Here is a 15,059-nt window from a genome sequence, read left to right as displayed (position 1 = left end):
ATGGGATTAATCCTCGCATACGCTTACAAGAACTAGGGTAAATGCGTAGCCGAACGGGTTTATGTCAATAGTAGGATAGCTGCTATGTCCTTTACGTATACGAGATGAGACAGCCCACTGGTAAATCGCACCTGAATTGCCAGTTTTCGCTTTTGTCGATGGGAATGCCGATGCTCAAGTGATATTTTTGAGAGAATCACCTCAGCAATATCTGTTTGGGCGCTGCGATCCCACGCATCAGTCGGAGCGTCCCTGGTTCTATGGCACCCTCACTATCCTTGTACCTGCTGGGTCCCCTCGCAATCGAAACGTGCGCGAAGACCCTGTCCCTCCGATATAACAAGGCGCGAGCGCTGCTCGCCTATCTGGCGCTCGAAAGCGGTTTCCATACTCGCGAGTCGCTGGCCTTCCTGCTATGGCCCGAGGCCACGCTGCAGCAAGGCCGCGAAAAGCTCAAGCGCATGCTTTTCGAGCTGAAAGAAGCCCTGGGTGCGGGCCTGCTCGAAGGCAACCGTGATGTGATCCGGCTGCGGGCCGAAGCAGGCCTGTGGACCGATTTCGCCAACTTCAATGCCGCGGTCGATGTGGCGCAGCGCACGTTCTCGGTGGGCGCATCCGCCGACCTGGACCGCCTCTCGCACGCCATCGCCCTGTACCGCGGCGAATTCCTGCAAGGCCTTGAGCTCGACGACGCACCGGACTTTGCGAACTGGGTGGACGTGCGGCGCGAACAGTGCCGGTTGCGCTACCTGCAGGCCGTGCGTCTGCTGGCCGAAGGCTATGAGCGCGACGGCGATGTGCATGGCGCCATCGAGCGCGTTCGGCAATGGACCCAGGCGGCGCCGCTGGATGACGCGGCCTGGCACAACCTGCTGCGCCTGCTGGTGCGTTCGGGCCAGCGCGAACTGGCGCACCAGGAATTGGAACGATATCGCGGCATCCTGGAAATGGAGCTGGGCACGGAACCGTCGCCCGCCCTGACCGCCCTGGTCAACGCGCCAACGGCCGCGGTGCCCGATCTGCCCGAGCCGGCCGCCGGCCATCCGGACCGCCGGCAGCTGACCGTGGTGTCCTGTGAATTCGTGGTGCTGGGCGAACCGGAAGAAGTGGTGGAAGCGATGCGCGGCCCGGTCGCCCAATGCGAAGCACTGCTGCGCGAAGCGTCGGGCCATACCGTGCGTACCCCCAGCGGCGGCCTGCTGGCGTATTTCGGGTACCCCGCCGCGCAGGAAGGCTCGCTCAAGCGCGCGATCAGCGCGGCGCTGTCGTGCAGCCGCATCGGCCAGGCGCGCGACGGGAGCGCCGCCACCGACGACCGGTTGTATGTGGAAGTCTGCCTGGGCGTCCATACCGGCGTCGTGATCAGTTCCGTGCGCGACGGCGTGCCCGATGCGGGCGGCGTGGTGTCGCGCCTGGCCGCCCAGCTGGGTGGCCAGGGCGTAACGGGCGAAGTCATCATCAGCGACGAATCGCGCCGATTGCTGGGTGGCGCGTTCGCCATTGAATTCGCGGGGCGGATGTACGACCGGTCGCAGATCCGCCAGATCGACACCTTCCGCGTCGTCGACAACAGCCGCGCACCCGCGCCGTCTCCGCACCGCCTGGAAAACACCTTCTGTGGCCGCGAAGGCGAACTGCAACACCTGACGCATCTGTGGGAAACCGACCCGGAACGCACGGTCCTGATGCTTGGCGAAGCCGGCATCGGCAAATCCTTTCTGGTGGACCGTTTCCGTGCGGTGAACGCCATCCCCGGGGTAACCTTCAAATGCTCGTCCGAATTGCGCCAGATGCCGTTTCATCCGTTGGTTCGCTGGGTGGAAGGCCTGCGCGCCGAGGCGGCGCTGACAGGTGAGCCGCAAGCGTCCGTCGATGTCGAACGGATGGAACTGATCAGGTCGGTAACCGACCTGCTGCACGCATCGCCGGGCAAATCCAGCGCCGAACGCCTGGGACTGCCGTCAGCCAAGGAACTGCTGCCGCGACGGCTGTGCCGGCTGATCGGCATGTACGTGCCGCGGGGCGGCATCGTGCACTTCGACGACGTGCAGTGGGCCGATCCATCCACCCGCGACCTGATCGCGCTGCTTGCCGAAAAGCCGCTGGCGCAGCGCCTGCAGGTGTTCACGGCGCGCAATGAATTCCTGGCGCCGTGGCGCAATACCACGTCGGTCGAAACGCTGGAACTGACGCCGCTCGATTCGACGGCCATGACCGAACTCGTGCATTCGGTGGCGGGGCAGGTGAATCTGCCGCAGCCGCTCATGCGCCAGATCCTGTCGCTGTCCGAAGGCGTGCCGCTCTATGCCGAAGAACTGACCCGCGAACTGGTCAGCGACCGCAACGCGGCCGTCCTGGAAGCAGGGGACAGCGATGCGCACAACCTGTCCGAACGCGTGCCTCGCACCTTGCACGATCTGCTGATGTCGCGCATCGACAGCGTGGGGCGCATCAAGCCGATCGCGCAGTTCGCGGCGGCGGCGGGCAGTGAATTCACGCTGGAACTGCTGGCCGCCGCCATGCAGGAACCCAAGTCGAATCTGATGGAAGCGATCGCGACGCTGCTGCGGCAGAACCTGATCGTGAAGCTGGACGATGGGCGCTTTGCCTTTCGCCACGCCTTGTTGCGCGAGGCTGCCTATCAATCGCAGGCACGTGCCGCTCGGGTCGACGCGCATCGGCGCCTGGCCGACGTGCTGGCGGCCGACACCACCACCACGCTGAGGTCACCCGAAGCGCTGGCCTGGCACTATAGCCGCGCCGGTGACGACCGCCTGGCGCTGCGGTATGCCCTGATCGCGGCGCGCAAGGCTGCCGCCAAGGCCGCGTCGAATGAAGCCGTCGGACACTACCGCACGGCGCTGGAACTCGTCGGCAACGTGGGCAAGGTGACGGAAGTCGGCGACCCTGGCGATGCCGACATGTTGCAGCTCGAGATCCTGATGGAACTCGGCATCCAGCTTGGCATGCTGCATGGCCCGGGCGCGCCCGAGGTCGTGGAGTGCTTCCAGACCGCCTTGCGCCTGGCCAAGCCTTTGGGCGACAACCCACGGCTGTTCCCGGTGTATTGGGGGCTTTGGCAAAGCGCCAGTTCGTGGTCGGATTTCGACATGACCTACGAACTGTCCGAAACCCTGCTGCGGCTGGCGCAGGCATCGGGCGACGGCAATCTGATAGCGCACGCCATGTATGCGCGCGGCTACTCGTATTTCTTCTTTGGCGATCATGACGCCGCGGTCGACCAGTACCGCAAGGCAATCGCCGCCTGCGATCCGTCCAAGCCCGACCTGACGTTGGGCGAAGACCTGACGTCGGTCGCGCATGCGGCCATGTCGATCTCGCTCTGGTACCTGGGCCAGTACGATTCCGCGCAGAGGGCAAGCGAGGCCAGTATCGTGCGGGCCCGCAAGCTCAATCACCGGTATTCGTTGTTGCAGACCCTGGCCATCGCGTCGGAACTGCAGCGGCTGTGCGGCGATCCGGACGCCGTCACCCGCCTGACCAGTGAAGGGCTGGCGCTGGCGCAGGACATGCCGGCGCCGCTGTGGTCCGAGATCCTGACCGGCAGCGAAGCCTGGGCCAACGCGGCGCGGGGCGACGTGTCGGCCGTGGCCGAACTGGCGCTGGGCGTGCACAAGGTCAGCACCATCGCGCGCGGGCTTGTGCCTTTCGCCATCACCCGCTGGGTGGAAGCCTGCGATCTGGTGGGCGACGTTCAGACCGGCATGCAGGTCGCGGCACGCGGTTTGGGCGCGGCCACCGACAGCAAGGACGTCCACTACCTGTCCGAGTTCCAGCGCTACAAGGGCAAGTTCCTGTTCGCCCAAGGACAGCCGGCATCGGTCGTGTTGCCGTGGCTGCGCCGCGCGGTGACCACGGCGCAGGCCTGCGGGTCGCCGCCCTTGATGCTGCGGGCCGTGTTGAGCCTGATCCGGTATTCGGCGGACGGCGGCACGCCCGATGCGCTGGCCCTGCTCGAGAACGCGCTGGCCGACATGCGGGGTGGCGAAGAGCTGCCCGAAGTGCGCCGCGCGCGCGCCTTGCTGGACGCCGCCACGGCCGACGCCGGGGGGCACTGAACCCCCAACTTGTATACCAGTCGGTGCACCATCAAGTGCATGGACTGGTGCGCCACCTTGGTGCCGGGGCCCCGCAAACGGCGCTAAGGTGGTGCCGAATCGGCCTGCCATCATGGCACAGCTATTGCTAAATCCTTCCATGCGCCTGGCTCCCGGGCAGTCTTCTCACGAAGCCGGAAGGATTTATGTTCCATACAGTTCTGATCGCCAATCGCGGCGAAATCGCGGTCCGCATTATTCGCACGCTTCGGCGCATGGGTATCAAGAGCGTCGCGGTGTATTCGGATGCCGACCGCGATGCCGCGCACGTGCGCCAGGCCGACGTGGCGGTGGCCATCGGGAAGGCGGCGCCCGCCGAAAGCTATCTGCGTGGCGACGCGATCATTCAGGCCGCGCGCGATACCGGCGCGCAGGCCATCATTCCCGGCTACGGTTTCCTGTCTGAAAACGCGGCGTTCGCGCAGGCCTGCGAAGACGCGGGCATTGCGTTCGTCGGACCGACGGCGCAGCAGATGCGTGACTTCGGCCTGAAGCATGCCGCGCGTGAACTGGCCGAGAAGGCCGGCGTGCCGCTGACGCCCGGATCCGGCCTGCTCAAGGACCTGGATGATGCGCGCGAGTGGGCGGACCGCATCGGCTATCCGGTCATGCTCAAAAGTACGGCGGGCGGGGGCGGCATCGGCCTGACCCGCTGCAATGACGAACCCGCGCTGGCGGCGGCCTTCGAGTCGGTGCAGCGTCTGGGCACAAGCTTCTTCAGCGATGGCGGCGTCTTTGTCGAACGCTTCGTGGACCATGCGCGCCATGTCGAAGTGCAGATCTTTGGCGATGGCCAGGGCAAAGTCCTGGCCCTGGGCGAACGCGACTGCTCGATCCAGCGCCGCAATCAGAAAGTGGTGGAAGAAACTCCGGCGCCAGGCCTGCCGGCGGCCACGCGCACCGCGTTGCTGGACGCGGCGCGGCGTCTGGGCGAGACGGTGTCCTACCGTTCCGCGGGCACGGTCGAATTCATCTACGACGGCGCGAAAGACGCGTTCTATTTCCTTGAGGTCAACACCCGCCTGCAGGTCGAACACGCCATCACCGAGGCCGTAAGCGGCGTTGACCTGGTGGAATGGATGATCCGCACGGCCGCGGGCGATGCGCCCGCGCTGGACGCGGCGCCCGTGCCCCACGGCGCGTCGATCGAAGTCCGTCTGTATGCCGAAGATCCGCTCAAGGCCTTCCAGCCGTCGCCCGGCGTACTGACGGAAGTGGTGTTTCCGGACGATGCCCGGATCGACGGGTGGGTGGAGCAGGGCACTGAAGTGTCGCCCTATTACGATCCGATGCTGGCCAAGCTGATCGTGCATGGCGCGGACCGTGGTGACGCGATCGCCAAGCTGCAGGCGGCGCTGTCGGCCACGCGTCTGGCGGGCATCTCCACCAATCTGGAATACCTGCGGCAGATCGTGGCCAGCCCCGCCTTTCATCAGGCCGGATTGTCGACCCGCTTCCTGGACACCTTTCATTTTGTTGCGCCCACGGTGGAAGTGGTCGAGGCCGGCACCTACACCACGGTGCAGGATTATCCCGGCCGGGTGGGGTACTGGGACATCGGCGTGCCGCCGTCGGGCCCGATGGATGATTGGGCCTTCCGGCTGGCCAACCGTATCGTCGGCAACCACGCCAGCGCGGCCGGTCTGGAATGCACGGTGATCGGGCCGACGCTGCGTTTTCATTCCGACTGCGTGATCGCGCTGACCGGCGCCCCCACCGCCGCCACGCTGGATGCCGAGCCTGTTCCGTTCTGGGCGCCCGTCATGGTCAAGGCCGGCCAGCTGTTGACCGTGGGCCGAGTCGCCAGCGGCTGCCGCAGCTATGTCGCGATCCGCAACGGCATCGACGTGCCGGACTACCTGGGCAGCAAGTCCACGTTCGCGCTGGGCCAGTTCGGCGGCCATGCCGGCCGGCCGCTGCGCCCGTCGGACATGCTGACCATCAACAATCCCGATCTGATCGGCAGCGGCACGCCCGCGCCGGTGGCGGCGCCCGCCGCGCTGCCTTCATCGCTGATCCCGACCTACGGCACCACCTGGGAAATCGGCGCGCTTTACGGGCCGCATGGCGCGCCCGATTTTTTCACGGACGAATCGATCGCCACCTTCTTTGCGTCGCCGTGGGAGGTGCACTACAACTCGAACCGGCTCGGCATCCGGCTGAGCGGGCCCAAGCCCTCCTGGACCCGGACCGATGGCGGCGAAGCAGGCCTGCATCCGTCCAATGTGCACGACTGCGAATACGCCATCGGCAGCATCAACTTCACGGGCGATATGCCGGTGATCCTGACGCGGGATGGTCCCAGCCTGGGGGCTTTGTCTGCGCGGCCACCATTGCCAAGGCCGAGTTGTGGAAGGTGGGGCAGGTCAAGCCGGGTGACACCATCCGTTTCGTGCCCATCACCTTCGAGCAGGCCCTGGCGCTCGAACTGGCGCAGGACCGGATCGCCGACACGCTGGCCGACGAGGCATTGCCCGTATTGACCGCCACCCTGCAGGCCCCCGTGCCGGTCGTGGGCCGGCCGGTCTCGCCCACGATCCTTGCGGAGACCGAGGCGGCCGGCAGCGTCCCCAAGGCCGTGTACCGGCAGGCGGGCGACAAGTACGTGCTGATCGAGTACGGCGACAACGTCCTGGATCTGAACCTGCGCTTTCGCGTGCATGCGCTGATGGAAGCCCTGCGGGCCACGCCGATCGATGGCGTGCAGGAAATGTCGCCGGGTGTGCGGTCATTGCAGATCCGGTATGACAGCCGAATCGTGTCGCAACGTGCGTTGCTTGAAGGGTTGCTGGCGCTCGAAGCCACGTTGCCACCCGTCGAGAACATGAAGGTGCCGAGCCGCGTCGTGCATCTGCCGCTGGCATTCGAAGATTCAGCGACGCTGGACGCCGTGGCCAGATACCGGCAGTCGGTGCGCGACAAGGCGCCGTGGCTGCCAAGCAATACCGAGTTCATGCGGCGCATCAACGGACTGGATTCGGTCGAGCAGGTCCGCCAGATCCTGTACGACGCCAGCTACATGGTGCTTGGCCTGGGCGACGTCTATCTGGGCGCGCCGTGCGCCGTGCCGATCGATCCGCGCCATCGTTTGCTCACGTCCAAGTACAACCCCGCGCGCACCTACACGGCCGAAGGCACGGTGGGCATCGGCGGCGTCTACATGTGCATCTATGGCATGGATTCTCCAGGCGGCTATCAGCTGGTGGGCCGCACGCTGCCGATCTGGAACAAGTTCCTGAAGAATCCGGTATTCGTGAACCAGCAGCCCTGGCTGCTCAAGTTCTTCGACCAGGTGCGTTTCTACCCGGTCACGGAAGCCGAACTGGATACCCTGCGCGCCGACTTCCGCGCCGGCCGCCAGAGCATCACCATTACCGAGGAAATCTTTGACCTTGCGGCCTACAACGCATTCCTGACGTCGATCGAGCCCGAACTGCAAACCTTCCGTACCCGGCAGAAGGCCGCCTTCGACACGGAAGTCGCGCACTGGAAGACCGAGGACGAAAACGCGCAGGTCGAAGCGGCGTCGCGCGCGCCGGTGGCCGATCCGGGCGCCGTGGACAGCGACGCCATCACCGCCGACATCAGCGGCAATGTGTGGAAGCTGATCGCCCAGGCCGGCGCAAGCGTCAAGGCGGGTGAGCCGCTATTGATTCTCGAGGCCATGAAGATGGAGTTCCAGATCGTCGCGCCGCATGACGGCGTGGTGCGATCGATTTACTGCCAGCCCGGCATGCTCGTCAGCGCGGGCGACCCGCTGATCTCGCTCGACGCGGCGGCCTGACCCACCGTTTCCCCACCCACACCCCAAGGAATGAAGATGAACAGACGCGAGTTGCTGAAAATGGGTTCGATCGCCGGCGCCCTGTCGATGGCTGGTGCGCCGTCGGTGCTGTGGGCGCAGGACAAGTCGCCGATCAAGGTGGGGATTCTTCATTCCCTGTCGGGGACGATGGCCATCTCGGAAACGTCGTTGAAAGACGTGGCCCTGATGACGATTGACGAAATCAACAAAAGCGGCGGCGTCATGGGCCGCCAGATCCAGCCGGTGGTGGTCGACCCGGCGTCGAACTGGCCGCTGTTCGCGGAACGGGCCCGCGCGCTGTTGACGCAGGACAAGGTTGCCGCGGTGTTCGGATGCTGGACGTCGGTATCGCGCAAATCGGTACTGCCGGTGTTCGAAGAACTGAACGGCCTGCTGTTCTACCCGGTGCAGTATGAAGGCGAGGAAATGTCGCGCAACGTGTTCTACACCGGCGCGGCGCCGAATCAGCAAGCGATTCCTGCTGTCGAATATCTGCTGAGCAAAGAGGGCGGCGCGGCCAAACGCATCTTCCTGCTGGGCACCGACTATGTGTACCCGCGCACCACCAACAAGATCCTGCGCGCCTTCCTGCTGACCAAGGGTATCAAGGACAGCGACATCGAAGAGGTATACACGCCATTCGGCCACAGCGACTATCAGACGATCGTTGCGAACATCAAGCGTTTTTCGCAGGGCGGCAAGACCGCGGTCGTGTCGACCATCAACGGCGATTCGAACGTGCCGTTCTACAAGGAACTGGGCAACCAGGGCCTGAAGGCCAAGGACGTGCCGGTCGTGGCGTTTTCGGTGGGCGAAGAAGAACTGCGCGGCATCGACACCAAGCCGCTGGTGGGCCACCTGGCCGCGTGGAACTACTTCATGTCGGTCAAGAACCCGACCAATGACGCGTTCAAGAAACAGTGGGCGGCGTGGGCCAAGGCGCAGAAGCTGCCGGGCGCCGACAAGTCGGTCACCAATGACCCGATGGAAGCTACCTACGTCGGCATCAAGATGTGGAAGCAGGCGGTGGAAAAGGCCAAGAGCACGGACGTCGACAAGGTGCGCCCGGCCGTGGTTGGCCAGAAGGTCGCAGCACCGTCTGGCTTCACGCTGGAGATGGATGGCAATCACCATCTGCACAAGCCGGTCATGATCGGCGAGGTACGCGCCAATGGCCAGTTCAACGTGGTGTGGCAGACCAAGGGGCCGATCCGCGCGCAGCCGTGGAGCCCGTTCATCGAAGGCAACAAGGGCAAGCCGGACACCGTTGCCGCGGCGCGCCTGCAGGAACTCGAGTCGTCGCTGCGCCGGACGGCCTGATGACGACGCGCTGGCTTGCGTTCGCGGCAAGTCTGGCGCTGGTGTGGCATGTCGGGGCGGTCGCGATGACCGCCGCCGATGTGGCTCCGCTTGCGCAGGACGATTACGCCGACAAGGAAGCGGCGATCCAGCGGCTGGTCGATGCCGGCGATGCGCCCGCGCTGGCCGTGCTGCAGGGGCTTGATGACGACACCGTGGTGGCGACGTCGTCGGGCCAGATCCTGCTGCAATCGGGCGACCGGTTCACCGATGCCGTCACGGGCCGGCAGGTGCCCGACTCGGTGGGTTCAGAAGCGGATCCTGTCAGTCTGAACAACCGGCTGCGCGGACTGGTGTCTGGCGGGCTGGCGGCGGCCCGGCTTGCGTCGCCCGACCTGGCGGTCCGGCAGGCCGCGGTCGACTCGTTGCTGCAAAGTCCGGACCCCGCCTTCAAGAAGCAGATCGACGCGGCGCGCGATCGTGAAAAAGATGCGTCGATCAAAGAACGCCTGGACACCTTGTGGGCGATGGCCTCCTTGCAGGATCCCGATGCGGCCCTGAGGTATGAAGCCGTGCGACTGGTTGCCGCCCGCAACGATCTGCAAATGCGCGAACTGCTGCTGCCGCTGGTGGGGCGCAATGCCGACGGCACCTATGCCGAGCCCGACGAACAGGTGCGCAAGGCCGCGCAGGCGGGGATCGACACCTTGGACAGCCGGCAGCGCTGGGGCGACCTGGCCGGCACGGCGTTCGCGGGACTGAGCCTGGGCAGCGTGTTGTTGCTGGCTGCGCTGGGACTGGCGATCACCTATGGCCTGATCGGCGTCATCAACATGGCGCACGGCGAATTCCTGATGATAGGCGCGTACGCGACGTTCTCGGTGCAGAACCTGTTCCGCGCCTACCTGCCGGGCGGCTTCGACTGGTATCCCCTTGCGGCCGTGCCGGTCGCGTTTGCCGCGGCTGCGCTGGCGGGCTTCATTCTTGAACGCCTGGTGCTGCGGCATCTGTATGGGCGGCCGCTGGAAACGCTGCTGACCACCTTCGGGATCAGCCTGCTGCTGATCCAGGCGACACGCATGCTGTTTGGCGCGCAGAACGTGCAGGTGACCAACCCGGGCTGGATGAGCGGCGGGTTCTCGGTCCTGCCCAATCTGGTGCTGCCGTACAACCGGGTCGTGATCCTGGTGTTCTCGTTCGTGGTGCTGGCGATCGCCTGGTCGGTGCTCAATCGCACGCGGCTTGGCCTGTTCGTGCGGGCCGTTACCCAGAACCGGACCATGGCGGCCTGCGTGGGCGTGCAGACGCACAAAGTCGACAGCTATGCCTTCGCCTTCGGTGCGGGCATTGCCGGACTGGGCGGCTGCGCGCTGTCGCAGATCGGCAATGTCGGCCCCGACCTGGGCCAGAGCTACATCATTGATTCGTTCATGGTGGTGGTGCTGGGCGGGGTGGGGCAACTGGCGGGTACCGTGGTCGGGGCAATGGGCCTGGGAATATTGAGCAAGCTCATCGAACCGTTCTGGGGCGCCGTGCTCGCGAAGATTGCGGTGCTGGTGCTGATCGTCCTGTTCATTCAAAAGCGTCCCCAGGGCATGTTCGCCCTCAAGGGCCGCAGCGCGGAGGCTTGATATGACGACCACCGTGAACGGGGCCGTCCCCTTTGCGCTCGCTTTACCACCGCGCCCCGCCTTGCTCAGCCGGCCCGCGTGGATCGCCTTGCTGGTGTTGATCCTGGTGGTGGGGGTGGCGGTGCCGCTGTGCGCGCTGTGGCTGCCCGCCGACCATCCGCTGCACCTGTCGGCCTATGGCATGACGCTGGCCGGCAAGCTCATGTGCTATGCCATCGCCGCGCTCGCGCTGGATCTGGTGTGGGGCTATTGCGGCATCCTGAGCCTGGGGCATGGGCTTTTTTTCGCGCTGGGCGGCTACGCCATCGGCATGTACCTGATGCGGGCGATCGGCCGCGACGGCTCCTACCAGAGCGACCTGCCGGACTTCATGGTCTTCCTGGACTGGAAGGAACTGCCGTGGTTCTGGCAGGGTACCGACCACTTCGCGTATGCCCTGTTGCTGGTGGTGCTCGTGCCGGCCGCATTGGCCTGGGTATTCGGCTTCTTTACCTTCCGGTCGCGGGTCAAGGGCGTGTACCTGTCCATCATCACGCAGGCCATGACCTTTGCGGCCATGCTGCTGTTCTACCGGAACGAAACAGGCTTTGGCGGCAACAACGGCTTTACCGACTTCAAGCGGATCCTGGGTTATGGCATTACCCAGCCGGGCACCCGCACGGTGCTGTTCCTGGTCACGTTCGGGGTGCTGGTGCTGGCCTTCCTGGCGGCGCGCGCCATCGTCACGTCCAAGCTGGGCCGGGTCGTGACCGGCGTGCGCGATGCCGAATCCCGGCTGATGTTCCTGGGCTACAGCCCGCTTGGCTACAAGCTTTTCATCTGGACCGTATCGGCCGTGCTGTGCGGCATCGCGGGGGCCTTGTATGTGCCGCAGGTGGGCATCATCAACCCCAATGAAATGTCGCCGGTCAACTCGATCGAAATGGCGATCTGGGTGGCGGTGGGCGGACGCGGCACGTTGATCGGGCCGATCATCGGAGCCTTTGCGGTCAATGGCGCCAAGAGCTTTTTCACCACCTTCTTTGCCGAATACTGGCTGTTCTTCCTGGGTGCGATCTTTGTGCTGGTGCCTCTGTTGCTGCCCCATGGCATCGTGGGGCTGTTCCGCAAGGGGGCCGCGCGATGAATCCCTACCTGACCCGCGACAAGGACAGTGACGAGGGCACCAACGCCAGCGGCAGCACCACGGGCCTGGGCCACGTCCTGCGGCCTGGCGAGATCGATGTCTCGCACGGACCCATCCTGTATCTGGAGGATGTGACGGTCAGCTTCGATGGCTTCAAGGCATTGAACAAGCTGTCGCTGTCGATCGACGAAGGCGAACTGCGCTGCATCATCGGACCGAACGGCGCGGGCAAGACCACGATGATGGACGTGATCACCGGCAAGACCCGGTGTCAGACAGGCAAGGTGTTCCTGGGGCAGACCATCGACCTGCGGCGCATGGACGAGCCGTCGATCGCGCGCATCGGCATTGGCCGCAAGTTCCAGAAGCCCACGGTGTTCGCCAGCCATCCGGTCTGGGAAAACCTGGAACTGGCCATGAAGACCGACAAGGGCTGGTGGCCGTCCTTGCGCTCGCGTTTTACCCGCCCCGCGCAGGCCCGCGTCGAAGAAATCCTGAGCCTGCTCAACCTTGAGCAGGACGCCTTCCGGCTGGCCGGAGACCTGTCGCACGGGCAGAAGCAGCGGCTGGAGATCGGCATGCTGCTGATCCAGCAGCCGCGCCTGTTGTTGCTGGATGAACCCGCCGCGGGTATTACAGATGAAGAAACCATGGAGCTGGCGGCGCTGCTGAACGGCCTGCGCGGGTCCTGCTCGATGATGGTGGTCGAGCACGACATGGACTTCGTGGGCGGGCTGGCGGGCGATACCGGCAAGGTGACCGTCATGGCCGAAGGCAGTGTATTGGCCGAAGGCACACTGGACACGGTGCGCGCCAACGACACCGTGATCGAATCCTATCTGGGGAGATGAGCGCATGCTCGAGGTCGACACGCTCAACCAATACTATGGCGGCAGCCACATCCTGCGCGACGTCTCGATGACGGCGCCAGCGGGCGAACTGACCGTGCTGCTGGGCCGCAACGGCGTCGGCAAAAGCACGCTGCTGAAATGCCTGATGGGCGTCGTACGCGCGCGCTCGGGCCGCATCGCCTGGCAGGGCAAGGCTTTCGACGGCCTGCCCACCCCCGCGCGCGTGGCCGGCGGGTTCGGCTACGTGCCGCAGGGGCGCGACATATTCTCGCGGTTGACCGTGGAAGAAAACCTGCTGGTCGGCGCCGCCAGCAAGGCCGCGCCCCGAGGCGTGCCCGATCGGATCTATGAACTGTTTCCGGTACTGCACTCCATGAAACACCGGCGCGGCGGCGACCTGTCAGGGGGCCAGCAGCAGCAATTGGCGATTGGCCGCGCATTGATGAGCGAACCGGCCCTGCTGATCCTGGACGAGCCGACAGAAGGGATCCAGCCCTCCATCATCAAGGACATCGGCCGGACCCTGCGCAGGCTGGTGGAAGAGTCGGGCATGACCGTGCTGCTGGTCGAGCAGTTCTACGATTTTGCCGAGGAAATCGCCGACAACTATTGGGTGATGAGCCGGGGGGAAATCGTGGCGAATGGCAAGGGAAGGGACATGCAGCAGAACCGGGTGAGGGAGCTGATCACGGTGTAGCGTATAATTTGTACAAAACGTACAACGGAGTAGGCCATGCTGACTCTTACCGCAAGCAAGGCCCGCCAAGGCTTCGCCGATGTTCTTGAAGCCGCGCGCAAGGAGCCCGTGGTCATCCAACGCCAGAAGCGCGATGTGGCCGTGGTTATGTCCATGGACGAATATCAACGGCTTGTTCATCTGAATGTCGCGGAGTTTCAGCGCTTCAGTGATAGCGTTGCGGCCAAGGCGAAAGACGCCGGCCTGACGGAAGACCTGCTTCAAGAGCTGCTGAACGATGAGGGCTGACCAAAGGCTGGTGGTCGATACCAACCTTTGGGTCAGCCGTCTGCTTATGCCGAATGGCGCCGCGGCCCGCGCAGTGGATCATGCGCTTGCCTGGGGCGTCCCGCTGATGAGCGAAGCCACCTTGGCTGAGCTTGCCGATGTCCTGGCGCGTCCAAAATTTGACCGCTATGTCTCGCGCGATGACCGGCAGGGATTCCTGCAGCGGCTTGGCGGCGTGGTTCGCATCGTGACCGTCACGCAGACTATCCGTGCCTGCCGCGACCCGAAAGACGACAAGTTTCTGGATGTGGCGGCCAGTGGCGATGCAAGCCTGATTGTGACAGGCGATCAAGATCTGCTCGTTCTTCACCCGTTTCATGGCATCGAGATCCTGGCTCCCGCCGACTTTCTCCTTCGTCCGATCCCATCGAACGATCCATAAAAAAACACGGCAAGCCAGCTTGCCGTGTTCGGATACTGCTATTGCCGGAACCGATCCGGTTCCTGCCCGCCGTCAGACCGCCAGATCCACCAGGTGGGTCCAGTTCAACCGCGACTGAAGATGGAAGTAGGTCAGGGGCAGCCAGCCCTTTTGCGCCCATTCGGTCAGCGTCTCCACCGGCAGGCGCGAGAATTTCTCTTCGTCCACCACGAAGAAGCCTTCCAGCGTCACGCGTTCGCCGCTCTTGAGTTCGACCACGGCCGAACGTTCGATCAGCAGGTCCGCCGCCACCAGCGCCGCCGCGTAGGCCTGGGTCTGCGCGAAGCCGCCCTGGATCTCGCCAAGGAACTGCAGCATTTCGGTCACCAGGGGCGTGGCGCCCGCGTCGTTGAACAGGGGCTCGCCCTTGTCCGGCGACTGGAAGTGCGGCGCGGCCTCGTCGATGCACAGCGCAAAGCGCTGCTGCGCCTCGTCTTCCTGCAGGATGAAGGGGTAGCGGCGCAGGTGGGCGGGCACATAGCGGCCGGCCACCCAGGCGCCGTCGTCGCCCACCAGCAGGTTTTCACCCGAGCGGATGCCCAGCACGGCCATCGGCAGGCGGCCTTCGCCCGCGAACACGATGGGCAGGTCACGCGCGGCCATCGCAAATTCCGTGGCCACGATCGGGACCGCGGTCTGATTGCGCGCGAAGGCGAAGCCGACCGACCGGTCGAGCTTCAGGTCCTGATGGCGCGCGGGGTCGAGCGGGGCCGCCTGCTGGAACAGCTGCACGGCGGCGGCTTCGGCGGTTTCGACCTTATCGGTTGTCATGATTGAAATCCTT

9 protein-coding genes and 1 pseudogene are annotated in these 15,059 nt (G+C 64.9%); 9 read left to right on the top strand and 1 reads right to left on the bottom strand.

The window, feature by feature from the left end; translation table 11 throughout:
- Positions 1-260 precede the first annotated feature (260 nt).
- The 9 genes and pseudogenes from ACNANG_RS02390 to ACNANG_RS02350 all read left to right on the top strand — a co-directional run bounded on the left by ACNANG_RS02390 (position 261) and on the right by ACNANG_RS02350 (position 14,236).
- On the top strand, positions 261-4,079 hold the full coding sequence (locus tag ACNANG_RS02390) for a BTAD domain-containing putative transcriptional regulator (protein ID WP_420225842.1): 3,819 nt from the start codon (positions 261-263) through the stop codon (positions 4,077-4,079).
- A gap of 185 nt (positions 4,080-4,264) precedes the next feature.
- Positions 4,265-7,902: pseudogene (uca, locus tag ACNANG_RS02385) on the top strand (urea carboxylase).
- Between the two features lie 36 nt (positions 7,903-7,938).
- Entirely contained in the window at positions 7,939-9,243 is a 1,305-nt protein-coding gene (gene urtA, locus ACNANG_RS02380) for an urea ABC transporter substrate-binding protein (RefSeq protein ID WP_420225841.1), read from the top strand.
- On the top strand, positions 9,243-10,853 hold the full coding sequence (gene urtB / locus ACNANG_RS02375; protein WP_420225840.1) for an urea ABC transporter permease subunit UrtB: 1,611 nt from the start codon (positions 9,243-9,245) through the stop codon (positions 10,851-10,853). The genes urtA and urtB overlap by 1 nt, the downstream gene beginning before the upstream one ends.
- Position 10,854: 1 nt before the next feature.
- On the top strand, positions 10,855-11,979 hold the full coding sequence (gene urtC / locus ACNANG_RS02370) for an urea ABC transporter permease subunit UrtC (RefSeq protein WP_420225839.1): 1,125 nt from the start codon (positions 10,855-10,857) through the stop codon (positions 11,977-11,979).
- Positions 11,976-12,830, top strand: a complete 855-nt coding sequence (gene urtD, locus ACNANG_RS02365) for an urea ABC transporter ATP-binding protein UrtD (protein ID WP_420225838.1) — start codon at positions 11,976-11,978, stop codon at positions 12,828-12,830. The genes urtC and urtD overlap by 4 nt, the downstream gene beginning before the upstream one ends.
- A 4-nt stretch (positions 12,831-12,834) precedes the next feature.
- On the top strand, positions 12,835-13,527 hold the full coding sequence (gene urtE, locus ACNANG_RS02360; protein ID WP_420225837.1) for an urea ABC transporter ATP-binding subunit UrtE: 693 nt from the start codon (positions 12,835-12,837) through the stop codon (positions 13,525-13,527).
- A 36-nt stretch (positions 13,528-13,563) separates the two neighbouring features.
- Positions 13,564-13,815 carry a type II toxin-antitoxin system Phd/YefM family antitoxin gene (locus tag ACNANG_RS02355; protein WP_420225836.1) on the top strand — a complete coding sequence of 84 codons (252 nt, stop codon included), beginning with the start codon at positions 13,564-13,566 and terminating at the stop codon, positions 13,813-13,815.
- Positions 13,816-13,825: 10 nt separating this feature from the next.
- Positions 13,826-14,236: a putative toxin-antitoxin system toxin component, PIN family gene (locus ACNANG_RS02350; protein WP_420225835.1), complete on the top strand. Its 411-nt coding sequence runs from the start codon at positions 13,826-13,828 to the stop codon at positions 14,234-14,236.
- A 72-nt stretch (positions 14,237-14,308) separates the two neighbouring features.
- On the opposite strand, the gene ACNANG_RS02345 is transcribed toward ACNANG_RS02350, so the two are convergent.
- Positions 14,309-15,046 (bottom strand): SapC family protein, encoded by a 738-nt coding sequence (locus ACNANG_RS02345; protein WP_420225834.1) that lies wholly within the window; start codon positions 15,044-15,046, stop codon positions 14,309-14,311.
- Positions 15,047-15,059: the final 13 nt, after the last annotated feature.

Origin of the sequence: Pigmentiphaga litoralis (assembly GCF_048632615.1) — a bacterium.
GTDB lineage: Bacteria > Pseudomonadota > Gammaproteobacteria > Burkholderiales > Burkholderiaceae_B > Pigmentiphaga > Pigmentiphaga litoralis_B.
The sequence above is the reverse complement of the archived record's forward strand: the minus strand, read 5'-3'. Positions and strand labels throughout refer to the sequence as shown.

Coding starts and splice junctions, on each gene's coding strand:
- ACNANG_RS02390 (WP_420225842.1), top strand. CDS start 261: ATGGCACCCTCACTATCCTTGTACCTGCTGGGTCCCCTCGCAATCGAA.
- urtB (WP_420225840.1), top strand. CDS start 9,243: ATGACGACGCGCTGGCTTGCGTTCGCGGCAAGTCTGGCGCTGGTGTGG.
- ACNANG_RS02345 (WP_420225834.1), bottom strand. CDS start 15,046: ATGACAACCGATAAGGTCGAAACCGCCGAAGCCGCCGCCGTGCAGCTG.
- urtA (WP_420225841.1), top strand. CDS start 7,939: ATGAACAGACGCGAGTTGCTGAAAATGGGTTCGATCGCCGGCGCCCTG.
- ACNANG_RS02355 (WP_420225836.1), top strand. CDS start 13,564: ATGCTGACTCTTACCGCAAGCAAGGCCCGCCAAGGCTTCGCCGATGTT.
- urtC (WP_420225839.1), top strand. CDS start 10,855: ATGACGACCACCGTGAACGGGGCCGTCCCCTTTGCGCTCGCTTTACCA.
- urtE (WP_420225837.1), top strand. CDS start 12,835: ATGCTCGAGGTCGACACGCTCAACCAATACTATGGCGGCAGCCACATC.
- urtD (WP_420225838.1), top strand. CDS start 11,976: ATGAATCCCTACCTGACCCGCGACAAGGACAGTGACGAGGGCACCAAC.